The organism is Streptomyces sp. NPDC088810 (genome assembly GCF_044750305.1).
Lineage (GTDB): Bacteria > Actinomycetota > Actinomycetes > Streptomycetales > Streptomycetaceae > Streptomyces.
The window spans coordinates 641,925-666,330 of record NZ_JBIVJQ010000004.1; the positions used below are offsets into that span (position 1 = coordinate 641,925).

Here is a 24,406-nt window from a genome sequence, read left to right on the forward strand (position 1 = left end):
GCTTACTCGCTGAGCAGGCGCCGTACCCGGTCCTGCCCGACCGCGAGCAGCAGGGTGGGCAGTCGGGGGCCGGTGTCGCGGCCGACGAGCAGGTGGTACAGCAGGGCGAAGAACGTCCGCTGGGCCGTCTTGATCTCGGGCGGGAGTTCCTTCGGCGTGGCGTCGGCGGCGAAGCCGGCCTGGACCTTGGGGACGCCGTAGACGAGGTGGGTGAGCCCGTCGAGCGACCAGTGGTCGGCGAGTCCGTCGAGGAGCAGGCGTACGGACTGCTGGGAGGCCTCGTCGAGGGACTTGAGCAGGTCGACGTCGGGTTCGTCGCGCACGATGGTCCGCTGGTCGGCGGGGACGTGCGTGTTGATCCAGGCTTCGGCCCGGTCGTAGCGCGGCCGGACCTCGTCCAGGGAGGCCAGCGGCTGCTCCGGGTCCAGCTCGGAGAGGATCCGCAGGGCCTGGTCCTCGTGTCCGGCGGTGATGTCGGCGACGGACGCGAGGGTGCGGTACGGCAGCGGGCGCGGGGTCTTCGGCAGCTCGCCGGCGGCGGTGCCGACGGCACGGGTGTACGCGGCCACGTCGCCCGGCAGGGCGGAGCCGTCGGCCACCTTGGCGGCGAGCTTGTCCCACTCGTCGTAGAGCCGCTGGATCTCCTGGTCGAAGGCGATCTTGAAGGACTGGTTGGGCTTGCGGCGGGCGTAGAGCCAGCGCAGCAGCTGCGGCTCCATGATCTTCAGCGCGTCGGCCGGGGTCGGGACCCCGCCCCGCGAGGACGACATCTTCGCCATGCCGGAGATGCCGACGAAGGCGTACATGGGGCCGATGGGCTGCTTGCCGCCGAAGATGCCGACGATCTGGCCGCCGACCTGGAAGCTGGACCCGGGGGACGAGTGGTCGACACCGCTGGGCTCGAAGATCACGCCCTCGTACGCCCAGCGCATCGGCCAGTCGACCTTCCAGACCAGCTTGCCGCGGTTGAACTCGCTCAGCCGGACGGTCTCGGCGAAGCCGCAGGCGGTGCAGGTGTACGCCAGTTCGGTGCTGTCGTCGTCGTAGGAGGTGACGGTGGTCAGGTCCTTGCCGCAGTTGCCGCAGTACGGCTTGTAGGGGAAGTAGCCGGCGGAGCCGGAGCTGCCGTCGTCCTCGGAGGCGGCGCCGGAGCCTTCCTCGGCCTCCAGTTCGGCCGCGTCGACCGGCTTCTGCTGCTGCTTCTTCGGGGCCTTCTTCGTGCGGTACTGGTCGAGGATGGCGTCGATGTCGTTCCGGTGCCTCATGGCGTGCAGGATCTGCTCGCGGTAGACGCCGGTGGTGTACTGCTCGGTCTGGCTGATCCCGTCGAACTCGACGCCGAGCTGGGCGAGCGACTCGATCATCGCGGCCTTGAAGTGCTCGGCCCAGTTCGGGTGGGGCGAGCCCTTGGGCGCCGGGACGGAGGTCAGCGGCTTGCCGATGTGCTCGGCCCAGGCCTCCTCGTCGACCCCGGCGATGCCCTTCGGCACCTTGCGGTAGCGGTCGTAGTCGTCCCAGGAGATCAGGTGCCGGACCTGGTGGCCGCGGCGGCGGATCTCGTCGGCGACGAGGTGCGGGGTCATGACCTCGCGGAGGTTGCCGAGGTGGATCGGCCCGGAGGGGGAGAGTCCGGACGCGACGACGACCGGTTTGCCCGGGGCCCGGCGCTCCGACTCCTCGATGACCTCATCCGCGAAACGGGAGACCCAGTCGGTGGTCTCGGTGCTCTGAGCCACGATCGGCACGTCCTTCTTTCTGAACGGGGTGACACTCCATTCTCACAGACGGAATCGCGGCCGGGAAAACGGCTTTACCCCCCGTGGGATACTGGGTGGGTCTATCCATCCCCACGAGGAGAACGGCACCCCTTCCTATGGCCTCGGTCACGTCCCTCAGCGACAACGTCCAGCAGCACCTCGCGTCCGCCCTCTCGGCCACCCTGCCGGAGGCCGCCGGTGCGGACCCGCTGCTGCGACGAAGCGACCGGGCCGACTTCCAGGCCAACGGCATCCTGGCGCTCGCGAAGAAGGCGAAGGCGAACCCGCGGGAGCTGGCGGCCCAGGTCGTCTCCCGGGTGGTGACGGGTGACGTGATCAAGGACGTCGAGGTGTCCGGCCCCGGCTTCCTCAACATCACGATCGCGGACAGGGCGATCACCGCCAACCTGGCCGCGCGGTACGCGGACGAGACGGGCCGCCTGGGCGTGCCGACCGCCGAGCAGCCGGGCACCACGGTGATCGACTACGCGCAGCCGAACGTGGCGAAGGAGATGCACGTCGGCCACCTGCGGTCCGCGGTGATCGGCGACTCGGTGGTGCAGCTGCTGGAGTTCACCGGCGAGAACGTGGTCCGCCGGCACCACATCGGCGACTGGGGCACCCAGTTCGGCATGCTCATCCAGTACCTGGACGAGCACCCGCACGAGCTGGACCACAAGGCCGCCCGGGTGACGGGCGAGGAGGCGATGTCGAACCTCGACCGCCTCTACAAGGCGGCGCGCAAGCTCTTCGACTCCGACGAGGAGTTCAAGACGCGGGCCCGGCGCCGGGTGGTCGACCTCCAGGCCGGGGACGAGCACACGCTCGCGATGTGGCAGAAGTTCGTGGACGAGTCGAAGATCTACTTCTTCTCCGTCTTCGAGAAGCTGGACATGGAGATCCGGGACGCGGACATCGTCGGCGAGTCGGGGTACAACGACATGCTGGCGGAGACCTGCCGCCTGCTGGAGGAGTCGGGCGTGGCCGTCCGATCCGAGGGCGCCCTGTGCGTGTTCTTCGACGACATCAAGGGCCCGGACGGCAACCCGGTCCCGCTGATCGTGCAGAAGTCGGACGGCGGCTACGGCTACGCGGCCACCGACCTGTCCGCGATCCGCGACCGCGTCTTCAACCTCAAGGCGAACACCCTGCTGTACGTGGTGGACGCGCGGCAGGCCCTGCACTTCCGGATGGTCTTCGAGACCGCCCGCCGGGCCGGCTGGCTGAACGAGGACGTGACGGCGGTGCAGCTGGCCTTCGGCACGGTCCTCGGCAAGGACGGCAAGCCGTTCAAGACGCGTGAGGGCGAGACGGTCCGCCTGGTCGACCTGCTGGACGAGGCGATCGACCGCGCGTCGGCCGTGGTCCGGGAGAAGGCGCAGGACCTGTCCGAGGAGGAGATCGCCGAGCGGGGTGCCCAGGTGGGCATCGGCGCGGTGAAGTACGCGGACCTGTCGACGTCGGCGAACCGGGACTACAAGTTCGACCTGGACCAGATGGTCTCGCTGAACGGCGACACGTCCGTCTACCTCCAGTACGCCTACGCCCGTATCCAGTCGATCCTCCGCAAGGCCGGCGACGTCTCCCCGGCGGCCCGCCCGGAGCTGGCCCTGCACGAGGCGGAGCGCGCGCTCGGCCTGCACCTGGACTCCTTCGGGGAGACGGTGCGGGAGGCGGCGACGGAGTACGCGCCGCACAAGCTGGCGGCGTACCTGTACCAGCTGGCGTCCCTGTACACGTCGTTCTACGACAAGTGCCCGGTGCTGAAGGCCGGGTCGCCCGAACAGGTGGAGAACCGCCTGTTCCTGTGCGACGTGACGGCCCGCACCCTGCACCAGGGCATGGCCCTGCTGGGCATCCGCACACCCGAGAAGCTCTGACCGAGCACGCTACGGCGCCGACGGCCCGCCCTCACTCCGGGGGCGGGCCGTCGGCTGTCTGCGCGGCCAGGAGCTCGCGCGCCCGGCGCACGAAGGCCTCCCGTACGGCGTCCGGGCCGAGGACACGCAAAGGGGTGGCGAGGCCGAGCAGGTAGCGGGCGAGGCCGTCCGCGTCCGGACCGCCGATGTCCACGACGGTGGCGTCCGGTCCGTCGGCCCGGTGGGTGCCGACGGTGGCGGGTACGACCCGCAGGGCGTCCGCCATGGGCAGCGGCAGCCGGATGGTGGCCGACAACGGGTAGGGGCCGTTGGCGGTGTTGCGGGAGACGAGCCGGGCCGGGTCGGGCGGGTCGGTGATCTCCGCCGGGCGGCCGGTGGGCTGGAGCCGCTCGACCCGGTCGGCGCGGAAGGTCCGCCAGCCGCGCTCCACGTCCCGGGCGACGAAGTACCAGCGCCGTCCGGTGTGGACGAGCCGGTACGGGTCGACGTCCCGGACCGTGTTCCGGCCGTGCCCGTCGCGGTACGACAGCCGGGCGCGCTCGCCGCGCCGGCAGGCGGCGGCCAGTTCCAGGAGCATGCCGGGCCGGAGCCGCGGCGCGTCGGGCCAGGGAAGCCGTACGAGGGCGTCGTCCCACTCCCCGAGCCGTTCGGCGATCCGGGGCGGCAGCACCTGCCGCAGCTTCAGCAGCGCGGACAGGGCGGCCTGGTCCCCGCCGAGGGCTCCGCCGAGCGCGGCCTCCCGCAGCCCCACGGCCACGGCCAGCGCCTCTTCGTCGTCCAGGATCAGCGGCGGCACGCGTGAGCCGGCCCGGAGCCGGTAACCGCCCCAGGGTCCGGCGTCGGAGTCGACGGTGTAGCCGAGTTCCCTCAGCTTGGCGATGTCCCGCCGCACGGTGCGGTCGGTGACGGCCATCCGGTCGGCCAGCTCGGCGCAGGTCCAGGAGGGCCGGGCGGCGAGCAGCGAGAGCAGACGCAGCAGACGGGCGGAGGCGCTGAGCACGGGGGAAGTTTTTCACACGGGCCCGCACAACCAGGACCGTAGGTGTCCGGGTCGTGTCCTACGGTCGTCCCCATGAGCACAGACACCGCTTCCGCGCCCGTCCTCCGCTACGCAGCCGTCACCTTCGACTGCGCCGACCCGCTCGAACTGTCCCGTTTCTACGCCGAGATGTTCGGCCTCTCCGTCGCCTACACGTCCGAGGAGTTCGTCTTCCTCGGCGGCAAGGACGGCGCGCCGGGCCTGGGCTTCAACCGCCTGGCCGACTACCGCCGCCCCACCTGGCCGGACCCGGCCCAGGAGAAGCAGGCCCACATCGAGGTGGGCGTGGACGACCTGGAGGCGGCCGAGGCCCACCTGCTGAAGCTGGGCGCGACCAAGCCGGAGGCGCAGCCGCAGCCGGACCGCTGGCGGGTCCTGCTGGACCCGGCGGGCCACCCGTTCTGCATCACCACACTGGTCTGACCGCCCGGTGGCGCGGCAACGGCGTTGAGGGCCAAGGGCGTTGTCAGTGCTGGGTCGTACAGTCGGTGGTATGGCGACTCTTCCCAATCCGCTGCCCAAGCTGGCCACCGACCCCAGCGGGCGTTCGCTGGGTCTTCAACTGCCGCCCGGCAGACTCGTCGACATGACGGACGACGGCCCCTGGCCCGAGCCTTTGTTGTGGTACGCGGAGAAGCCGGCCGCGCCGGGCTCCTGGAAGGCGCTGGGGGCGCCGGGTGCGCGGGTCGGCCTGCTGCCGGTGCTCGTGGACACCGGCGCCGACGCGGGCGGCCTGGACGACTGGGTGCTGCTGCCCGGTGAGGCGTCGTACCCGGGCGACCACGACGGCGCGGACGTCCTCGCGGAGTACTGGGAGGAGGAGACGGAGGACGGCGAACTCGCCGAGGAGATCGAGCCGTTCGGGGACGAGTGGCCCGGCCTGGCGCCCGCCCCCGCCGCCCTCTCCGCCGACCCGGACACCCGTGCCGCACAGGTCGCCGACGTGCTGGCCGCCGATCCGGACCGGGGCGTGGAGGTGGCGCACCTCGCGCTCGTTCCGGCCCGGCGGTCCGCCGACATACCGGCGGCGATCGGCTGGACCGGCGCCGTGAACTACGAGGCCGACGTGGCCCGGATCTGCGCGGTGCTGCGCTCCTGGGAGGACCGGTTCGGTGTCCGGGTGGTGGCGCTCGGCCCGGACACCCTCGTCGTGTCCGTCGCCGCCCCGCCGACCACGCAGGAGCAGGCCGAGGCGGTGGCGGCGGAGCACTTCGCGCTCTGCCCGGACAACGTGCTCCAAGGCGAACAGGACACCCTCGCCGCGTACGCGAAGGGCCTGATCGGGGCGCCCGCCTGGTCCTTCTGGTGGGACTGACGCGACGCCCCCGCGGGCCGGCGGTGCGTCAGCGCAGCTTCCGGGCCGCCTCGGTGGCCCAGTAGGTGAGGATGTTGCGCGCCCCGGCCCGCTTGATGCCGGTGAGGGTCTCCAAGATCGCCTGGTCCCGGTCGATCCAGCCCTTCTCGGCGGCGGCCTCGACCATCGCGTACTCGCCGGAGATCTGGTAGGCGGCGACGGGCACGTCCACCGCGTCCGCGACCCGGGCGAGGATGTCGAGGTAGGGGCCGGCCGGCTTGACCATGACCATGTCGGCGCCCTCGGCCAGGTCGAGCTCCAGCTCCCGCAGGGACTCGCGCCAGTTGGCGGGGTCCTGCTGGTACGTCTTGCGGTCGCCCTTGAGGGAGGAGGCGACGGCCTCTCGGAAGGGGCCGAAGAAGGCGGAGGAGTACTTGACGGTGTAGGCGAGGATCGCGACGTCCTCGCGGCCGATCTGGTCGAGCGCGTCGCGGACGACGCCGATCTGGCCGTCCATCATGCCGCTCGGGCCGACGACATGGGCGCCGGCGTCGGCCTGCACCTGCGCCATCTCGGCGTACCGCTCCAGGGTGGCGTCGTTGTCGACACGGCCCTCGGCGTCCAGCACCCCGCAGTGCCCGTGGTCGGTGAACTCGTCCAGGCACAGGTCGGACATGACGAGCAGGTCGTCGCCGACCTCGGCCCGGACGTCCCGCAGGGCCACCTGGAGAATCCCGTCCGGGTCGGTGCCGGCCGTGCCCAGGGCGTCCTTCTTGCCCTCCTCCGGCACGCCGAACAGCATGATCCCGGAGACGCCCGCCTCCACGGCCTCCAGTGCGGCCTTCTTCAGGCTGTCCCGGGTGTGCTGCACGACCCCGGGCATCGCCCCGACCGGCACCGGCTCGCTGACACCCTCCCGGACGAACGCCGGAAGGATGAAGTCGGCGGGGTGCAGCCGGGTCTCGGCGACCATACGGCGCATGACGGGGGTGGTGCGCAACCGTCGGGGACGCGTACCGGGAAAGGATCCGTACTTCGTCATGCCCTCTACGCTACGCCCGCCCGGGTGGTGCCTTTGCCGACGCGGAGTCGGACGGGAAGGGCGGTCCGGGATCGTCCAGGGCAGCCGCTGGGCACCTGGTCGACGCCTTACGAGCGGCCCGCACGGAACGCCGCAGGGGTGCCCGGGCAGAAGCCGGGGCACCCCTGAAGACGGCGTCAGCCGAAGGTCACGTCGTCGATCGGCGCCTGCGCGCCCCCGGTCGCCGTTCACTCGGCCGCGTCACCGGGTCGCCCGCCTCCAGCGCGGCAGCGCGGCGCTTCATGCCGAAGTCGGCCAGCGCCTCCGCTAGCTTGTGCACGGACGGCTCCGGAGCCATCACGTCCACCCGCAGACCGTGCTCCTCGGCCGTCTTGGCCGTGGCCGGGCCGATGCACGCGATCACCGTCACGTTGTGCGGCTTGCCCGCGATGCCGACCAGGTTGCGGACCGTGGACGAGGACGTGAAGAGGACCGCGTCGAAGCCGCCGCCCTTGATCGCCTCGCGGGTCTCCGCCGGGGGCGGCGAGGCGCGGACGGTGCGGTAGGCCGTGACGTCGTCGACCTCCCAGCCGAGTTCGATCAGGCCGGCCACCAGGGTCTCGGTGGCGATGTCGGCGCGGGGCAGGAAGACGCGGTCGATCGGGTCGAAGACCGGGTCGTAGGGGGGCCAGTCCTCCAGGAGGCCGGCCGCCGACTGCTCACCGCTCGGCACCAGGTCGGGCTTCACGCCGAAGGCGACCAGCGCCTTGGCGGTCTGCTCGCCCACCGCGGCCACCTTGATCCCCGCGAAGGCGCGGGCGTCCAGGCCGTACTCCTCGAACTTCTCGCGGACCGCCTTCACCGCGTTGACGGAGGTGAACGCGATCCACTCGTAGCGGCCCGTCACCAGGCCCTTGACCGCCCGCTCCATCTGCTGGGGCGTGCGCGGCGGTTCCACCGCGATGGTCGGGACCTCATGCGGCACCGCACCGTAGGACCGCAGCTGGTCGGAGAGCGACGCCGCCTGCTCCTTCGTGCGCGGCACGAGCACCTTCCAGCCGAACAGCGGCTTGGACTCGAACCACGACAGCTGGTCGCGCCGGGCGGCGGCACTGCGCTCGCCGACCACGGCTATCACCGGCCGCCCGCCGTCCGGTGACGGCAGCACCTTCGCCTGCTTCAGCGTCTGCGCGATGGTGCCGAGCGTCGCCGTCCAGGTCCGCTGCCGGGTCGTCGTACCGGCGATCGTCACGGTCAGCGGGGTGTCCGGCTTGCGGCCCGCCGAGACCAGCTCGCCCGCCGCGGCGGCCACGGAGTCCAGGGTCGCCGACACGACCACCGTGCCGTCCGACGCGCCCACCTCCGTCCAGCACCGGTCGGAGGCGGTACGGGCGTCCACGAACCGGACGTCCGCGCCCTGCGCGTCCCGCAGCGGAACACCGGCGTACGCGGGCACGCCGACCGCCGCCGCGACACCGGGGACGACCTCGAAGGGCACCCCGGCGGCCGCGCAGGCGAGCATTTCCTCCGCCGCGTACGTATCAAGTCCCGGGTCCCCGGACACCGCACGGACGACCCGCCTGCCGCCCCGCGCGGCCTCCATGACAAGATGGACGGCATCCCGTGCAGCAGCCGGGACAGCGGCGGGTGTTGACGTGCCGTCAACGACCGTCAGCTGGGGCGTGCCCGGCGGGGAGGAGTCCGCGTCCGTCGGCACCACCACGGAGACGCCCTGTCGGGCGTGCGTCCGGATCACGTCGAGCACCTCGTGCTCGGCGACCAGGACGTCCGCGTGCGACAGCGCCTCCACGGCGCGCAGAGTCAGCAGTCCCGGATCTCCGGGTCCGGCACCCAGGAAGGTGACGTGCCCGTGTTCCGGACCGGCGGCAGGAAGGGCGGTGGGGCTCACTGTGCTCGCTCCCCCATCAGACCGGCCGCGCCCTGGGCGAGCATCTCGGTGGCGAGTTCGCGACCGAGTGCCCACGCCTGGTCGTGCGTCTGGGGCACGGGACCGGTGGTGGACAGCTGCACCATGCGCGTGCCGTCGGTCGTGCCGACGACGCCGCGCAGGCGCATTTCCTTGACAATCTGCCCGTCGGCCTGGGGGTCCCCCCGCTCGAGCGGAGCCGAGAGGGGGGGAAGGTCGGCCAGCGCGCCCACAGGGGCGCTGCAGCCGGCCTCCAGGGCGGCGAGCAGTGACCGTTCGGCGGTCACGGCGGCCCGCGTGAACGGGTCGTCGAGTTCGCCGAGCGCCGCGATGAGCTCCGCGTTGCCCGCGGGACACTCGATCGCCAGGGCCCCCTGGCCGGGGGCGGGCAGAACCGTGTCGACCGACAGGAAGTCGGTCACCTCGTCGATCCGGCCGATCCGGTGGAGTCCGGCGGCGGCCAGGACGACCGCGTCCAGCTCGCCGTCACGGACGTACCCGATGCGGGTGTCGACGTTGCCCCGGATCGGGACCGTCTCGATGTCCAGGCCGTGGGCGCGGGCATACGCGTTCAGCTGCGCCATGCGGCGCGGCGCACCGGTGCCGATGCGCGCCCCGCGCGGCAGGTCGGTGAACTTGAGCGCGTCCCGCGCGACGATCACGTCCCTGGGGTCCTCGCGCACCGGTACGGCGGCCAGGGCCAGTTCCTCGGGCTGCGTGGTCGGCAGGTCCTTGAGCGAATGAACCGCGAAGTCCACCTCGCCCTTGAGCAGCGCGTCGCGCAGCGCCGTGACGAACACGCCGGTGCCGCCGATCTGCGCGAGCGCCTCCCGGGAGACATCACCGTACGTGGTGATCTCGACCAGCTCGACGGGCCGCCCGGTCACCCGGCGGACGGCCTCCGCCACCTGCCCGGACTGGGCCATGGCGAGCTTGCTGCGCCTGGTCCCCAGCCTCAAAGCCTTCTCACTCATGCCGGTCGGTCCTTCGTCTGTGTGCTGTCCCCGGCCCGGGAGACGGCGGCCACCGTCTCGGGGTCGAGGTCGAACAGGGTGCGCAGCGCGTCCGCGTACCCGGCGCCGCCGGGCTCGGCCGCGAGCTGCTTGACCCGTACGGTCGGCGCGTGCAGCAGCTTGTCGACGACCCGGTGCACGGTCTGGCGGATCTCACCGCGCTGGCGTTCGTCCAGGTCGGGCAGGCGGCCGTCGAGGCGGGCGATCTCACCGGCGACGACGTCGGCGGCCATGGTGCGCAGGGCGACCACGGTCGGCGTGATGTGCGCCGCCCGCTGTGCCGCGCCGAAGGCCGCGACCTCGTCGGAGACGATACGCCGGACCTGGTCCACGTCGGCTGCCATCGGCGCGTCGGCGGAGGCCTCCGCGAGCGACTCGATGTCCACCAGGCGGACCCCGGCCAGCCGGTGCACGGCCGCGTCGATGTCGCGGGGCATGGCCAGGTCGAGCAGGAAGAAGAAGGGCGCGGGCCGCTCGGCGACCGGCTCGGGCCTGCGCCGCTCGGGGATCCGGCCGACGGTGGCGACGGTCGCGGCGAGCGCGGTGATCAGCTCGGCGTCCGCCTCGGGCGTACGGCGCTCCCGGCGGTCCACCGTCGTGCCCTTGTCCACCCAGGCCGCGTGCTGCTCCAGGGTGGCCGCGTCCATGCCGGCCACGGCTGCCTCGCCCATGACGGAGAAGCCGGGCTGTACGGCGGCCAGGTCCAGCGGGCAGTTCTCGTCGGCGCCGATGCCGGCGGCCCGGGCCGGGGTCGCGGGCCGCACGGCCGTGACGCCGGTGTCGGCGACGGGCTGCCCGGTGCGGCCCTCGACCGCCTGCGCGACCGCCTCAGCGGTGAGCACCAGACCCGTCGCCCCGGTACAGGAGACGACGACGTCGGCACGTGTCAGCTCGTCGGCCACGGCGTCCATCCGCACCGCGCGGGCGTCCACCGCGGTGTCCTCGTCCTCGGTGAGGATTCGGGCGAGCCGCTCGGCACGGTCGAAGGTGCGGTTGGCGACGACGACCTCGGCGACCCCGGCACGCGCGAGGGTCGCGGCGGCCAGGGACGACATCGACCCGGCGCCGATGACCAGGGCCTTGCGGCCGCTCGCCCAGTCCTGCACGTCGCCGCCCGCGGCCAGCTGCTCCAGGCCGAAGGTGACCAGGGACTGGCCGGCACGGTCGATGCCGGTCTCGGAGTGGGCGCGCTTGCCGACCCTGAGGGCCTGCTGGAACAGGTCGTTCAGCAGCCTGCCGGCGGTGTGCAGGTCCTGGGCGCGGGCCAGGGAGTCCTTGATCTGGCCGAGGATCTGGCCCTCGCCGACGACCATCGAGTCCAGACCGCAGGCCACCGAGAACAGGTGGTGGACGGCCCGGTCCTCGTAGTGCACGTAGAGATAGGGAGTCAGCTCTTCCAGGCCGACGCCGCTGTGCTGGGCGAGCAGCGTGGACAGCTCGGCGACACCGGCGTGGAACTTGTCCACGTCGGCGTACAGCTCGATGCGGTTGCAGGTGGCGAGTACCGCGGCCTCGGTGGCGGGCTCGGCGGCGACCGTGTCCTGGACCAGCTTGATCTGGGCGTCCGTGCTCAGCGCGGCCCGCTCCAGCACGCTGACCGGGGCGCTGCGGTGGCTCAGCCCGACGACGAGGAGGCTCATGCCGGCATCACGGCGGGTACGTCCCCGTCGGGTCCCTGGTCGGCGGACTCGTCGCGGGTGGTGGCGGCGGGCAGCGCGCCGTCGCCCGCGGCGGTCTCCTCACCGGCCTTGCGCTGCTCGTGGAAGGCGAGGATCTGCAGCTCGATGGAGAGGTCGACCTTGCGCACGTCGACGCCGTCCGGGACGGACAGCACGGTCGGCGCGAAGTTCAGGATGGAGGTCACCCCGGCGGCCACGAGCCGGTCGCAGACCTGCTGGGCGGCACCGGCGGGGGTCGCGATCACGCCGATCGAGACGCCGTTGTCCTTGATGATCTTCTCGAGGTCGTCCGTGTGCTGGACGGGGATGCCGGCGACCGGCTTGCCGGCCATCGCCGGGTCGGCGTCGATCAGCGCGGCGACCCGGAAGCCACGGGAGGCGAAACCGCCGTAGTTGGCCAGGGCGGCGCCGAGGTTGCCGATACCGACGATCACAACCGGCCAGTCCTGGGTCAGGCCGAGTTCACGGGAGATCTGGTAGACGAGATACTCCACGTCGTAGCCGACACCGCGCGTTCCGTAGGAACCCAGGTACGAGAAGTCCTTGCGCAGCTTGGCGGAGTTGACCCCCGCCGCCGCGGCCAGCTCCTCGGAGGAGACCGTGGGGACCGAGCGCTCCGACAGTGCGGTCAGGGCTCGGAGGTACAGCGGAAGCCGGGCGACGGTGGCCTCGGGAATCCCTCGGCTACGGGTCGCCGGTCGGTGTGTTCGGCCAGTTGCCACGGTGCTCCTGCGGGTAGAGCGGGGCTGCAGGCGGTCATACGTCCCCAGACCGCCCCGTCGACAGCAGGCTATGTCTTTGTGAACGCGTGCACAAAGATGGTGTCCGATTTGCCCGGCAGAAGTGACCGGGGTCACGCGGGTTTGGCGCCCTCGGCCGGAACCGGTGCATACGCAGCGCCGTTCCTTCATTACTGGGGGCAAAACCGCACACACTCCTCACGAATCCCGCCCCCGAGACCAAACCGCCGTCGATCCTAAGCGACTTTCCGGCCAGTTTGGACTACTCGGTCAGTGCCCGTCGCAGCCGCTCCTCGTTCACGCGCCAGAAGGTGTGCTGCTCACCGTCGATCAGCACGACCGGGATCTGCTCCCAGTAGCGGTCGTACAGCTCCGGGTCCTCGGTGATGTCCTTCGGCTCCCACGGCACACCGAGGTCGCCGCACACCTTCTCGATCACCACCTGCGCGTCGTCGCACAGATGACAGCCGGGCTTGCGGACGAGCGTGACCAGCCGCGCGCGCGGCTCGGACCTGCGTCGGAAGAGGGGACTCATGCCGGCCATTCTCGCGCGCTCCGTGCCCGTTCCGGATCGCTTCTTTAACGACCCGGTCAAGCAGAGTTCACACCGCGCCAACCTCGCGACGCCGGAACCACCGAACAGACTGGCTATGCTCACGTCATGGCCGCTCTCGGATGGCTCACTCCCCGTAGGCGCTCCGCCACGGCGCGGAGCGTGTTGGCAGGCGAGGCCTCGGCGGAGGCCGCCCGCAAGTCCTCGCAGGAGACCCCGCGCGCCACGCCGGAGGAACCGCAGTTCCCGGTGTTCGGTGACGACCGGGCCGCCGCCTTCTTCGACCTCGACAACACGGTCATGCAGGGCGCCGCGCTGTTCCACTTCGGCCGGGGACTGTACAAGCGGAAGTTCTTCGAGACGCGCGACCTCGCCAAGTTCGCGTGGCAGCAGGCGTGGTTCCGGCTGGCCGGCGTCGAGGACCCCGAGCACATGCAGGACGCCCGCGACTCGGCGCTGTCGATCGTCAAGGGCCACCGGGTCGCCGAGCTGGAGTCGATCGGCGAGGAGATCTACGACGAGTACATGGCCGACCGCATCTGGCCCGGCACCCGCGCCCTCGCCCAGGCCCACCTGGACGCCGGCCAGAAGGTGTGGCTGGTCACCGCGGCCCCGGTCGAGATCGCCCAGGTGATCGCCCGCCGCCTCGGCCTGACCGGCGCGCTCGGCACGGTCGCCGAGTCCGTCGACGGTGTCTACACCGGCAAGCTGGTCGGCGAGCCGCTGCACGGGCCGGCCAAGGCGGAGGCGGTGCGCGCGCTGGCCGCCGCGGAGGGCCTGGACCTCTCCCGCTGTGCGGCCTACAGCGACAGCCACAACGACATCCCCATGCTGTCCCTGGTCGGCCACCCCTACGCCATCAACCCGGACGCCAAGCTCCGCAGGCACGCCCGCGAGAAGGACTGGCGCCTGCGCGACTACCGCACCGGCCGCAAGGCCGCCAGGGTCGGCATCCCGGCCGCGGCGGGCGTGGGCGCGGTCGCCGGCGGCACCGCGGCGGCCATCGCCCTGAGCCGACGCCGCCGATAGCCGCATCCGCCGCATCCGCCGCACCTCTGCGTCCCACTCCGGTCCCGCGCGCACGAATTATGCCGCGGCCACTTCAACACGCCCTGTACCTCACCGAAACCGGCACCGTTCCGGTCAACAACCGATCATCTTGCGGCACTTGACCCGGCATCAAACGGTTATAGAAGCGACGCAATCGACGATTTGAGCAACTCGGTGTAGCAGTGCCTGCACGAAGCGTTATTCTCCTCAGACGCAAACCGGTACCCCTCCGTCGCTACGACGGGTGAAAGGTCCCGCACTGCACGTGATGGAAGCTCTGCCTCTGGGAGTCCCGTGTACCCACACGTCGGGGTTGACGCCTCGGGCCTGGCTACGCTGCGCGCAAGGATCGCGACGGTCAAAGAGACGCTGCGCGGCTTCGTCCCCACCGCGTACGCCGTCCCGGCCTTCGCCGCCGCCGCGCCCGCGGGCCCGTGCTACGCACTGGCCGACGGCAGCGCCGCCGTCGGCAGACGAGGGCGTGCCACCGGCGGGGCCACCGCCCGCCGGCCAGCCGCCGACAGCGACAGCGCCCGGATGATGGACCTGGTCGAACGCGCCCAGGCGGGGGAGGCCGAGGCCTTCGGGCGGCTCTACGACCAGTACAGCGACACCGTCTACCGCTACATCTACTACCGCGTGGGCGGCCGGGCCACCGCCGAGGACCTCACCAGCGAGACCTTTCTGCGGGCGCTCAGAAGGATCGGCACCTTCACCTGGCAGGGCCGCGACTTCGGCGCATGGCTGGTCACGATCGCCCGGAACCTCGTCGCCGACCACTTCAAGTCCAGCCGCTTCCGGCTGGAGGTCACCACCGGCGAGATGCTCGACGCCAACGAGGTCGAGCGCTCCCCGGAGGACTCCGTCCTGGAGTCCCTGTCGAACGCCGCCCTGCTCGAAGCCGTACGGCGGCTCAACCCGCAGCAGCAGGAGTGCGTGACGCTCCGCTTCCTCCAGGGCCTCTCGGTCGCCGAGACCGCCCGGGTCATGGGCAAGAACGAGGGCGCCATCAAGACCCTCCAGTACCGCGCCGTACGCACCCTCGCCCGGCTGCTGCCGGACGACGCCCGCTGAACCACGCCACCCATGGTGACGACCAACTCACTTACAGTGAAGCAACGTTGCCTTTCTGATCCGTTCATCCGCCGTCCGTAACCCAAGTGCCGCGCCAGTCGTTGTGCGGGATACAGGCTCCCTGTGGTCACGTCCTGGCCGACCCTGATCGCTCGATCGTGTGGAAGTGGTCATGGGCGTGCAACCCTCAGGACCCCCTGGGGAGTCGACCGTCATGACGAGAGGAGGTGCCGCCAGTGATCGCGAACGTATCGGCGCACCGGCGGGCGAACGCCTTCGCCCAGGCCCTGGAGGAGCAGTCCGACCGGGACACGGCGGCCGAGCAGTCCGTAGCACCGGCGGAATCACCGCCGGCCACCGAGGAACACACCGAACGGGGCACGCTGCTGGCCCTGACGGCGGATCTCGGCGCACTGCCCAAGCCGCAGCTCGACCCGGAGGTCAAGGTCGTCCAACGGGCCCAACTGGTGGCCGCGATGGAGGCCATGCTCCAGGAGGGAACCGGGGCGGCGGATGCGTCGGTACCGGAACAGCGGTCCCACCGGGCCAGGGGCGCGCACCGGGCGAGCCCGCTGGGCAAACTCCGCCCGCGCACCAGACTGACCAAGGGCCTCGCGGCCGGCGGGCTGAGCGTGGGCGTGGCCGCCGGGGCTTTCGGCGGGGTCGCCGCCGCCAGCTCCGACGCCCTGCCCGGCGACTCGCTGTACGGCCTGAAGCGGGGCATCGAGGACTTCAAGCTCAACTACCTGACCGACGGCGACGACCAGCGCGGCCAGACCTACCTCGACCAGGCCTCCACCCGGTTGAGCGAGGCCCGGCGGCTGCTGGAGCGCGGCCGGGGCGGCCACCTGGACCACGAGTCCATCGGCGAGATCCGCCGCACCCTGGCCGGGATGCAGCACGACGTCACCGAGGGCCACCGGCTGCTCCACGCGGCCTACGCGGCCGACCCGGACTCCCTCGGTCCCATCCAGGCGCTGTCCGCGTTCTCCAGATCCCACCGCGAGGCCTGGAGCGCGCTCAGCGACAAGCTGCCGGTCCAGCTGGGCGACGTCAAACAGCAGGTGTCCTCGGTCTTCGACGCCATAGACGAAGAGGTCGCCCCGCTGCAGTCCCTGCTCCCGCAGCCACCGGCACCGCCGGGCGACGGCAGACACCCGGGCAGCTCCGGCCCGGCGTCCACCGGCTCCTCCGGCAGCCACCGGTCCACCGAGCCCAGCTCCTCCGGCAGCACACCGTCCGCCGGCAAGCACAGCGGCACGGGCACCCCGAGCGGGCCGGCCACCGGCAGCAGCGGTGACGGGCTCATCGGCGGCGACACGGGCGGCCTGCTCGACCCGCCGAGGACCGGGTCGGAGGGCAGCTCCCCGTCGGCCGGCAAGTCCCCCACGGGCCAGCCGGACGTCACCATCCCGCCGCTCATCCCGGACCTGCTCCCGGGCCTGGGTATCGACGGGCAGGACGCGGACTAGCGCGGTACGGCCACGGCGCCGGGGGCGCCCCTTTCCGAGCAGGGGCGCCCCCGGCGCGTCAGAAGAACACCGACCGCCGCTGCACCAGGAGCTTGTATAGCGTGTGCTGGATCTGCTCCCGCACCTGGTCGGTGAGGTTGAACATCAGCATCGGATCCTCCGCCGCCTCCGGCGGATAGCCGTCCGTCGGGATCGGCTCGCCGAACTGGATCGTCCACTTGGTGGGCAGCGGGATCGCGCCCAGCGGACCGAGCCACGGGAAGGTCGGCGTCAGCGGGAAGTACGGGAAGCCCAGCAGCCGGGCCAGCGTCTTGGCGTTGCCGATCATCGGGTAGATCTCCTCGGCCCCGACGATCGAGCACGGAATGATCGGCGCGCCCTGCCGCAGGGCCGTGGAGACGAAGCCGCCCCGGCCGAACCGCTGGAGCTTGTACCGCTCGCTGAACGGCTTCCCGATGCCCTTGAAGCCCTCCGGCATCACCCCGACCAGCTCGCCCTGGCCCAGCAGCTGTTCCGCGTCCTCCGCGCAGGCCAGCGTGTGCCCCAGCTTGCGGGCCAGCTCGTTCACCACCGGCAGCACGAAGACCAGGTCGGCCGCCAGCAACCGCAGATGCCGGCCGGCCGGATGGTGGTCGTGCACCGCCACCTGCATCATCAGGCCGTCCAGCGGCAGCGTCCCGGAGTGGTTGGCGACGATCAGCGCCCCGCCCTCGGCCGGGATGTTCTCGACGCCCTTTACCTCGACCCGGAAGTACTTGTCGTACACCGGCCGCAGCAGCGACATCAGGACCTGGTCGGTCAGCTCCTCGTCGTACCCGAAGTCGTCGACCTCGTAGTCCCCGGTGAGCCGGCGCCGCAGAAAGGCCAGCCCGGCCGCCACCCGCCGCTCCAGGCCGCCGTCCCGCCCGTCGGTGCCCGACGGCTCCAGCGGCTCCTCCTCGCGGTTCACAGGCCCATCATCCTGCGCCCGCTCCCGGCCCGGCAGGGGCTGCACGGCCCCCATCTCGCCCGGCTCCCCGAGCGCGCCGCGCCGGATGCCCGCGCTCCGGCGCCGCGCCGGGCGCTGTGCGGCGCTCCCGCGGGACCGGTCGTCGTCGAACGGAATGACCTTGGCGTCCGCCATCGTTGCCGCTCTCCTCAGTTGGCGCCGTGCGTCTGGGGGTGGCCGCCTGCCTTCGCGGTCAGCGCGGCGAGCCGGTCCACGGCCCCCGCGAGGGTCTGCGGCGGCAGCAGCCCGGGGGCCTGGCCGCGCGCGAAGTCCGCGAAGGCCTCGGCCGTCGTGTAGCGGGGCGTGAAGCCCAGCGTCTCGCGCATCTGGACGGTGTCCACCACCCGTCCGTGGGTGAGCAGCCGGATCTGCTCCGGCGAGAAGTCCGTCATACCGAGCGTACGGACCAGGGAGCCGGCCCAGGTGACCGCGGGCAGCAGCAACGGCACGGTGGGCCGTCCGAGCCGCCGGGAGCACTGGGAGAGCAGCAGCACGCCGTCCCCGGCGATGTTGAAGGTGCCGCTGTTGAGGGTGCCCCGGCGCGGCTCGTGCGAGGCGATCCGCAGCACCTCGATCACATCGTCCTCGTGCACGAACTGCAGCCGCGGGTCGTAGCCGAACACGGTCGGCAGCACGGGCAGCGCGAAGTACGAGGCGAGCGGGGTGTCCGCGGCCGGCCCGAGGATGTTGGCGAACCGCAGCACGCACACGGCGACGTCCGGCCGCCGCCGCGCGAACCCGCGCACGTACCCCTCCACCTCGACGGCGTCCTTCGCGAAGCCGCCGCTGGGCAGCGACTTGGGCGGGGTCGTCTCGGTGAACACGGCCGGATCACGCGGGGCCGAACCGTAGACGTTCGTACTGGACTTCACCACCAGCCGCCGCACGGTCGGCGACTTCTGGCAGGCACCGAGCAGCTGCATGGTGCCGATGACGTTGGTCTCCTTGACCGTGGCCCGGCTGCCGCCGCCCAGCGCCGTCCCCGTCACGTCCATGTGGACGACCGTGTCGGCGCCCGTCTCGGCGAGCACCCGGGCGATCGTCGGCTGCCGGATGTCGGCCTGGATGAAGTCGGCGCCACCCAGATGGTGGGCCGGCGGTACCGCGTCCACCGCGATGACACGGTCGACCTCCGGGTCCCGCTGGATCCGCCGTACGAACCGGCCGCCCAGCTGCCGGGCCACTCCGGTGACGAGCACGATCCTTCCCAAGATCAGCGCCTTCCTTCCGCGTAACCGGTATCCCGCGTTCCCGTGTGCGGCCAACCTAGCCGGTCGACGTTGCGCTGTGATGACCCCAGGTGCGTGAGGTGACGGAAATTCCCCCATCGGAATATGCCGGGACCGCCGGAACATGCCTGTGGCCCTCCACCGGTGTCGGTGGAGGGCCACAGCTGCCACGCTCTCGCGTGCGCCGCCTACTTCTTGTTGCGGCGCTGAACGCGCGTGCGCTTGAGCAGCTTGCGGTGCTTCTTCTTGGCCATCCGCTTGCGCCGCTTCTTGATAACAGAGCCCACGACTACCCTCGCTCACTTCTCATCACTCGGTTGTTTGGGCGCCATGGGCCCACACGACCTACGAGGGGCTAGCCTACCCAACCGAGCGCCGAGGTCGTAATCGAGGGGCACCCCCGGGTCATCCGGGGGCAGCCGTCAGGCCGTCTCCACCCCCACATAGCTGTCGCGGAGGTACTCGTGTACCGCTTGCTCCGGGACGCGGAACGACCGTCCCACCCGGATCGCGGGCAGATGACCGCTGTGCACCAGGCGGTACACGGTCATCTTCGACACTCGCATCACCGAGGCGACTTCCGCCACGGTAAGGAACTGAACCTCGTTCAGAGGCCTCTCGCCAGCTGCAGCCATGACACACCTGAACCTTCCGCACTCGACGGCCACCGGCTTCCCCTTCCGGTGACTCTTCGTCGTTGCGTGCTCACTCCCCAGACTAGGGGCGGGTGATGCGAGTGGGGAAGAGGTGCACCCATCGGCGGCCTACCGTGACAGACACGCTCGATTGAGCACGTAGCGGGTCAGCGGTCCGTAGTGAGCAGACCGCACTGCGTCATCAACCGGAACGACGACGGACACCCGCCCCTCGGCCTCCCCCACGAACAGCGCGGGATCGTCGGTGTCGGCCAGCCCGATGGCCTCGAACCCCAGCTGACCTGCACCGCAGACCCAGCCGTGGTCCCCGACGACCAGCTCGGGCAGTGGCCCGCCGGCCTCCGCCGCGGCGTCCAGCACGACCCGAACCGGGAGAGGCGAGTGGGTGTGGGAGCCCGGCTCACAACCGGGGCGCCCGCTCGCCGGTTCCCGCACCAGGGCAACCCCTCGTACGTAGTCGAGGCGATGGGTACGTAGACCGAACCGGGTCAATATGTCGACACAGCGACCCTGCGCCGGTGTGAGGACTTCACATCCTGCCGCCGACAAAGCGTCCGCGAGGCCGGCGTAGAAACCCAGCAGCCGATGCGGGTGCCCGGTGCCCAGCAGCACGGGCGCACCGCGCCGGGCCGCCTCCCGGATCCGCCCCGCGAAAGCGTCCAGGGCGGCGAGCGTCCGGTCCGGATCGATCACATCCCGTCCGGTTGTGTACTGCGGATCGGCCGAAACCCCACACCTGTCCGCCATCAACCCGAGCAAGTCCCGGACCTGCCAGGCACCTTCGGGATCGAGCCCGATCAGCACCCGCGGATCCCGGGCGGCGAACAGCCGATAACTGCGCAGACTGTCCTCCCGCGGCGTCGCCACGACCCCGGCCAGCCGAGCGGCCACCAGATGCGCACGGAGACGAGCGGCGGTCCACACGGATGCGATGGTGGCCGACGGGGGGCGGGGCCGGGGCGGAAACAGAGGAATTCCGCACGGTTGGCCTAATGGGCGCCCCCTCAGGGGAGCAGCCCCCGCAGCGGGAACACCGCCCGCCGCGTCGCCAGCACGGCCTGGTCGACGCGGTCGGCGGGATCGTAGCCGTCCTCCCACGCCCCGTACCCCACCGGCCACCGCCCGTCCGTCATCCGCTGCGGCCCCAACTGCCGGGTCCGCGCGAACACTTCCCGGCGCCACTCCTCCGGGATCATCGCCTCCGGCGCCACCGGCCTGCCCGCCGCGATCCCCACCAGATGCGTCCAGGACCGCGGTACGACGTCCACCACCGCGTACCCGCCCCCGCCCAGCGCCACCCACCGGCCGCCGGCGTACTCGTGCGCCAGCTCGTGGCACGCCACCTGCACCGCCCGCTGCGCGTCCAGCGAGACCGCCAGATGCGCGAGCGGGTCCTCGAAATGCGTGTCGGCCCCGTGCTGGCTGACCAGGACCTGCGGCCGGAACTCCGCGAGCAGCTCCGGCACCACGGCGTGGAAGGCCCGCACCCACCCCGCGTCCCCGGTCCCGGCCGGCAGCGCCACGTTGACCGCGGCCCCCTCCCCAGCGCCCGCCCCGGTCTCCTCCGGCCACCCGGTCTGCGGGAACAACGTACGGGGGTGCTCGTGCAGCGAGATCGTCAGCACCCGCGGGTCCTCCCAGAACGCGGCCTGCACCCCGTCCCCGTGATGCACGTCGACGTCCACGTAGGCGACCCGCTCGGCCCCCAGCTCCAGCAGCCGGGCGATCGCGAGCGAGGCGTCGTTGTAGATACAGAACCCGGACGCCCCGCCCGGCATCGCGTGGTGCAGCCCGCCCGCGAAGTTCACGGCGTGCTCGGCGTCCCCCCGCCACACCGCCTCGGCCGCGCCCACCGACTGGCCCGCGATCAGCGCGGACACCTCGTGCATCCCGGCGAACGCGGGATCGTCGACCGTGCCGAGCCCGTACGACCCGTCCGCCCCCGCCGGATCCGCCGACGCAGCCTTCACGGCGTCGATGTAGTCCTCCCGGTGGACCAGCCGGAGCGTCGACTCGCCGGCCGGTTTGGCCGCGACGATCTCCAGTTCCCGGTCGAGCCCGAAGGCACCGACCAGCCGACGGGTCAGCTCCAGCCGGACCGGATCCATCGGATGGTTCGGACCGAAGTCATAGCCCGTTACTGCCTCGTCCCACATCAGCTGTGCGCGGCCGCTCATGCCCGCCACCGTATCGGTCCGGTTGAGCGGCGAACGACCTGGCGTACCCCAGTGTCACCAGGACCAACACCATCGGCACAAGCATGGCCCCCCGATAGCTCCAGGCGTCCCCGAGCGCCCCCACCAACGGCGAACCGATCAGGAAGCCCACGTAGTTGAAGATGTTCAGCCGCGCGATCGCCGCATCGGAGGCGTGCGGGAACAGCCGCCCGGCCGCCGCGAAGGTCTGCGGCACCAGCACACACAGACCCAGCCCCAGCAGGGTGAACCCGAGCATCCCCACCCACGCGCCGGGCGCCACGGCCACCACCGCGAACCCGCCGGCCGCGACCAGCGCCCCGAGCCGTACGACCGCAGCCGCCCCGAACCGCCGTACCCCGAGGTCCCCGAGTGACCGCCCCGCCAGCGTGGTCACCATGTACACGTTGTACGGCACGGTCGCCAGCTGCTCCGAGCTGCCCAGCACGTCCTTCAGGTACTTCGCGCTCCAGTTGGAGACGGTCGAGTCCCCGATGTAGGCGAAGGTCATCACCAGGCACAGCGGCAGCAGCAGCTTGAAGACGACGGTCCCGCGCTCTCCGCTCTCCTGCGCCGCCGGGGCCGGCCCCCCGTCGACGTACCACCGGCTGCCCACCAGCGTCGCCGGCAGCAGCACGGCCACCACCGGCAGGTACGACACCCACAGCGCCAGGTGCCAGTGCGCCCCGGCCCACGCCAGCGAGGCCCCGAGGATCCCTCCCAGGCTGTAGACGGCGTGGAAGCTGAGCATGATGCTGCGCCCGTACGACCGCTGGAGGCTGACCCCGAGCATGTTCATGGACGCGTCCAGCGCCCCCACCGCCAGGCCGAAGACGCCCAGCGCCACCGCGAGCCCCGCCACCTGCCCGTGCCCGCCCGCCCCGACGCCGAGGAGTGCCAGCAGCACCACCGGCTGGGACCAGCGCAGCAGCCGGCTGGGCCGTATCCGCTTCACCAGCTGCTCGGTGGTCACGCTGCCCACACCGGCGAGGATCGGCACGGCGGCCAGGAAGACCGGCAGCAGCGCGTCGGAGACGCCGTACCGGTCCTGGATGGCCGGGATCCGCGTCACCAGCAGGGCGAAGGCGACGCCCTGGGCGAAGAAGCCGAACGCCAGCGAGGCCCTACCGCGCCGCAGCACATCAGTCATGGCGGCGAGAGTAGGGCCCCGGGCTACCTGTGGGTAGATCCAGCCAAAGGTGAATTTCCCTCAACTTCAGCGTTCCTGATCCGCGCTCAGGCAGCGACGGCCACCGTGGGCCGCTGCGCCCGGCCGGCCTCCACCTCGGCCGCGAGCATCTGCTCCATCGGTCCGACGGCCAGCCCACCGCTGACCACGAACCCGACCGCCATCGCAGCGATCATGATGACGGAGCCCAGCCACACCATGGTGTCCACCGGGACGGTGTACGCACCCACGACCCGCACGAGGCACTCGGTGAGCAGGGCCACCCCCCACACCACGGAGAACGCCCGCTCCCGGGACCGGAAAGCCGCCGACCCGGCCGCCGACCCGGACATCAGCCGCTGCCAGGCTGCTTCCTTGGCCGCGTCGCCCTTCACCACGAAGGGCTTCATGGCCGCGGTCATCATCGGCTTCCCGAGCCGGACGGAGACCAGGATCCCGATGGCGACCGTGCTGCTGACCGCGCTGTCCTTGGCCAGCATCAGCCGCGGGTCGCCGGAGACGAAGCTCAGCAGCAGCGAGACGACGTTCACGACGAGGATGAGACCCGCCAGCGCATTCGTCGCGCGCTCCTTCACCAGGGCCCACACCGTCCGCACCGCGGGTACCACGCTGCTCCAGGCGAGCGCCGCGAACGTGCTCATCCCGAAGGCGTCCTTGAAGAGGTAGTACGAGCCGAGCGGCACCGCCACATCGATGAGCAGCGGCTTGAAGTTGTCGAGCACGCTCGGCTGCCGGTCCTGGTTCCCCGTGTTCTTCGTCATGCCCTCAGCTTCGCGCCCGGGCGGGGTCCCGCAGTAGAAACGATCGTCCGGTGCTCCGCATGACAAATGTCAGCGCGGCACGCCGACCGGGGTCATACCAGCAGGTCGGCCAACTCGCCCATGCTGTTGAAGAGTTGGCCGGCGCCGACGAGCTTCGCCGCCGGTGTCGTCGCGGTGAACCCGTACACGTCCATCCCGGCCGCCACGGCCGCCTGTACGCCCAGTGGGGAGTCCTCCACGACCACGCACCGCTCGGGGGCCACCCCCATCCGCCCGGCCGCGTGCAGGAACAGGTCCGGCGCCGGCTTCCCCCGCCCCACGTCCTCCGAGCTGAAGATCCGCTCCTCGGGGAACCACCGGTCGAGGCCGGTCGTCCGGTGCCCGACCCGGATCCGCGCATGGCTCCCGGAGGAGGCCACGCAGTACGGCACTCCGTCCGCGGCCAGCTTCTCCAGTACGCCGGTCACCCCGGGCACGGGCTGCAACTCCCGCTCGAACGCGGCGAACACCCGTCGGTGGAAGACCTCGTCGAACTCCGCCGGCAGCCGCTGTCCCGTCCGCTCCAGGATCAGCTCATGGATCCGGTGCATCGCCGACCCCATGTAGTCGCGGATGGAGTCCTCGTAGGAGGTGGGGTGCCCCAACTCGGTCAGATAGGCGGCCAGGAGCCGGTTGGATATGGGCTCGCTGTCCACGAGGACACCGTCGTTGTCGAAGATGACGAGGTCGTAGCGCATGGAGTCACCCTAAACGCAGAAAACCCCCGCACCGAAGTGCGGGGGCTTTCTCAAGAATTGTTCGGCGGCGTCCTACTCTCCCACAGGGTCCCCCCTGCAGTACCATCGGCGCTGTGAGGCTTAGCTTCCGGGTTCGGAATGTAACCGGGCGT

Annotated in this window: 23 protein-coding genes and 1 rRNA gene; 6 read left to right on the forward strand and 18 right to left on the reverse strand. The window is 71.5% G+C overall.

Features of this window, described 5'->3' with window-relative positions:
• Positions 1-2: 2 nt before the first annotated feature.
• Positions 3-1,745, reverse strand: coding sequence for a lysine--tRNA ligase (gene lysS / locus ACIP4Y_RS17670; protein ID WP_401393841.1), 1,743 nt, complete (start codon positions 1,743-1,745; stop codon positions 3-5).
• Between the two features lie 128 nt (positions 1,746-1,873).
• Here lysS and argS point away from each other — a divergent pair, with 128 nt between their 5' ends.
• Positions 1,874-3,637 (forward strand): arginine--tRNA ligase, encoded by a 1,764-nt coding sequence (gene argS / locus ACIP4Y_RS17675; RefSeq protein ID WP_401393844.1) that lies wholly within the window; start codon positions 1,874-1,876, stop codon positions 3,635-3,637.
• Positions 3,638-3,668: 31 nt separating this feature from the next.
• On the opposite strand, the gene ACIP4Y_RS17680 is transcribed toward argS, so the two are convergent.
• Positions 3,669-4,637, reverse strand: coding sequence for a helix-turn-helix transcriptional regulator (locus tag ACIP4Y_RS17680; protein ID WP_401393847.1), 969 nt, complete (start codon positions 4,635-4,637; stop codon positions 3,669-3,671).
• A 72-nt stretch (positions 4,638-4,709) separates the two neighbouring features.
• Between ACIP4Y_RS17680 and ACIP4Y_RS17685 the strand changes: the two genes are divergently transcribed.
• On the forward strand, positions 4,710-5,099 hold the full coding sequence (locus ACIP4Y_RS17685) for a VOC family protein (protein ID WP_401393850.1): 390 nt from the start codon (positions 4,710-4,712) through the stop codon (positions 5,097-5,099).
• 70 nt (positions 5,100-5,169) lie between these two features.
• The gene (locus tag ACIP4Y_RS17690) at positions 5,170-5,991 is read left to right on the forward strand and encodes a DUF4253 domain-containing protein (protein ID WP_401393853.1); all 822 of its coding nucleotides are present in this window, start codon (positions 5,170-5,172) and stop codon (positions 5,989-5,991) included.
• A gap of 28 nt (positions 5,992-6,019) precedes the next feature.
• Here ACIP4Y_RS17690 and hemB read toward each other — a convergent pair whose 3' ends face one another.
• From hemB to ACIP4Y_RS17720, 6 genes are all read right to left on the reverse strand, one after another.
• Positions 6,020-7,012 (reverse strand): porphobilinogen synthase, encoded by a 993-nt coding sequence (hemB, locus tag ACIP4Y_RS17695; RefSeq protein ID WP_358638194.1) that lies wholly within the window; start codon positions 7,010-7,012, stop codon positions 6,020-6,022.
• Positions 7,013-7,199: 187 nt separating this feature from the next.
• On the reverse strand, positions 7,200-8,900 hold the full coding sequence (locus ACIP4Y_RS17700; RefSeq protein ID WP_401393857.1) for a uroporphyrinogen-III synthase: 1,701 nt from the start codon (positions 8,898-8,900) through the stop codon (positions 7,200-7,202).
• On the reverse strand, positions 8,897-9,892 hold the full coding sequence (gene hemC, locus ACIP4Y_RS17705) for a hydroxymethylbilane synthase (protein ID WP_358638198.1): 996 nt from the start codon (positions 9,890-9,892) through the stop codon (positions 8,897-8,899). Before hemC ends, ACIP4Y_RS17700 begins: the two co-directional genes overlap by 4 nt.
• Positions 9,889-11,571: a glutamyl-tRNA reductase gene (locus ACIP4Y_RS17710; protein ID WP_401393862.1), complete on the reverse strand. Its 1,683-nt coding sequence runs from the start codon at positions 11,569-11,571 to the stop codon at positions 9,889-9,891. Before ACIP4Y_RS17710 ends, hemC begins: the two co-directional genes overlap by 4 nt.
• Positions 11,568-12,332 carry a redox-sensing transcriptional repressor Rex gene (locus ACIP4Y_RS17715; protein WP_401393865.1) on the reverse strand — a complete coding sequence of 255 codons (765 nt, stop codon included), beginning with the start codon at positions 12,330-12,332 and terminating at the stop codon, positions 11,568-11,570. Before ACIP4Y_RS17715 ends, ACIP4Y_RS17710 begins: the two co-directional genes overlap by 4 nt.
• Positions 12,333-12,612: 280 nt before the next feature.
• Positions 12,613-12,894, reverse strand: a complete 282-nt coding sequence (locus tag ACIP4Y_RS17720) for a glutaredoxin family protein (RefSeq protein WP_401393868.1) — start codon at positions 12,892-12,894, stop codon at positions 12,613-12,615.
• Between the two features lie 117 nt (positions 12,895-13,011).
• Here ACIP4Y_RS17720 and ACIP4Y_RS17725 point away from each other — a divergent pair, with 117 nt between their 5' ends.
• From ACIP4Y_RS17725 to ACIP4Y_RS17735, 3 genes are all read left to right on the forward strand, one after another.
• Positions 13,012-13,932 (forward strand): HAD-IB family hydrolase, encoded by a 921-nt coding sequence (locus ACIP4Y_RS17725; RefSeq protein WP_358638206.1) that lies wholly within the window; start codon positions 13,012-13,014, stop codon positions 13,930-13,932.
• Positions 13,933-14,247: 315 nt separating this feature from the next.
• Positions 14,248-15,027, forward strand: coding sequence for an ECF subfamily RNA polymerase sigma factor, BldN family (locus ACIP4Y_RS17730; protein ID WP_358638208.1), 780 nt, complete (start codon positions 14,248-14,250; stop codon positions 15,025-15,027).
• A gap of 236 nt (positions 15,028-15,263) precedes the next feature.
• Positions 15,264-16,499 carry a DUF5667 domain-containing protein gene (locus ACIP4Y_RS17735; RefSeq protein WP_358638210.1) on the forward strand — a complete coding sequence of 412 codons (1,236 nt, stop codon included), beginning with the start codon at positions 15,264-15,266 and terminating at the stop codon, positions 16,497-16,499.
• 58 nt (positions 16,500-16,557) lie between these two features.
• On the opposite strand, the gene ACIP4Y_RS17740 is transcribed toward ACIP4Y_RS17735, so the two are convergent.
• From ACIP4Y_RS17740 to rrf, 10 genes are all read right to left on the reverse strand, one after another.
• Positions 16,558-17,622: a lysophospholipid acyltransferase family protein gene (locus ACIP4Y_RS17740; protein WP_401393873.1), complete on the reverse strand. Its 1,065-nt coding sequence runs from the start codon at positions 17,620-17,622 to the stop codon at positions 16,558-16,560.
• A 14-nt stretch (positions 17,623-17,636) separates the two neighbouring features.
• Positions 17,637-18,698 (reverse strand): NAD-dependent epimerase/dehydratase family protein, encoded by a 1,062-nt coding sequence (locus ACIP4Y_RS17745; protein ID WP_401393876.1) that lies wholly within the window; start codon positions 18,696-18,698, stop codon positions 17,637-17,639.
• Between the two features lie 206 nt (positions 18,699-18,904).
• Positions 18,905-19,003: a 30S ribosomal protein bS22 gene (locus ACIP4Y_RS17750; RefSeq protein WP_003948845.1), complete on the reverse strand. Its 99-nt coding sequence runs from the start codon at positions 19,001-19,003 to the stop codon at positions 18,905-18,907.
• Positions 19,004-19,138: 135 nt separating this feature from the next.
• Positions 19,139-19,351, reverse strand: a complete 213-nt coding sequence (locus ACIP4Y_RS17755; protein WP_121791081.1) for a helix-turn-helix domain-containing protein — start codon at positions 19,349-19,351, stop codon at positions 19,139-19,141.
• Between the two features lie 129 nt (positions 19,352-19,480).
• Positions 19,481-20,296, reverse strand: coding sequence for a phosphatase (locus tag ACIP4Y_RS17760; RefSeq protein ID WP_358638216.1), 816 nt, complete (start codon positions 20,294-20,296; stop codon positions 19,481-19,483).
• Positions 20,297-20,376: 80 nt separating this feature from the next.
• Complete coding sequence (locus ACIP4Y_RS17765) at positions 20,377-21,549, reverse strand: acetoin utilization protein AcuC (protein WP_401393880.1); 1,173 nt, start codon at positions 21,547-21,549, stop codon at positions 20,377-20,379.
• On the reverse strand, positions 21,500-22,717 hold the full coding sequence (locus ACIP4Y_RS17770; protein ID WP_401393883.1) for an MFS transporter: 1,218 nt from the start codon (positions 22,715-22,717) through the stop codon (positions 21,500-21,502). Before ACIP4Y_RS17770 ends, ACIP4Y_RS17765 begins: the two co-directional genes overlap by 50 nt.
• Positions 22,718-22,803: 86 nt before the next feature.
• Complete coding sequence (locus ACIP4Y_RS17775; protein WP_401393886.1) at positions 22,804-23,517, reverse strand: VC0807 family protein; 714 nt, start codon at positions 23,515-23,517, stop codon at positions 22,804-22,806.
• Positions 23,518-23,609: 92 nt separating this feature from the next.
• Complete coding sequence (locus ACIP4Y_RS17780; protein ID WP_401393889.1) at positions 23,610-24,254, reverse strand: HAD family hydrolase; 645 nt, start codon at positions 24,252-24,254, stop codon at positions 23,610-23,612.
• 59 nt (positions 24,255-24,313) lie between these two features.
• Positions 24,314-24,406 (reverse strand): 5S ribosomal RNA (rrf, locus tag ACIP4Y_RS17785); the annotation flags it as partial.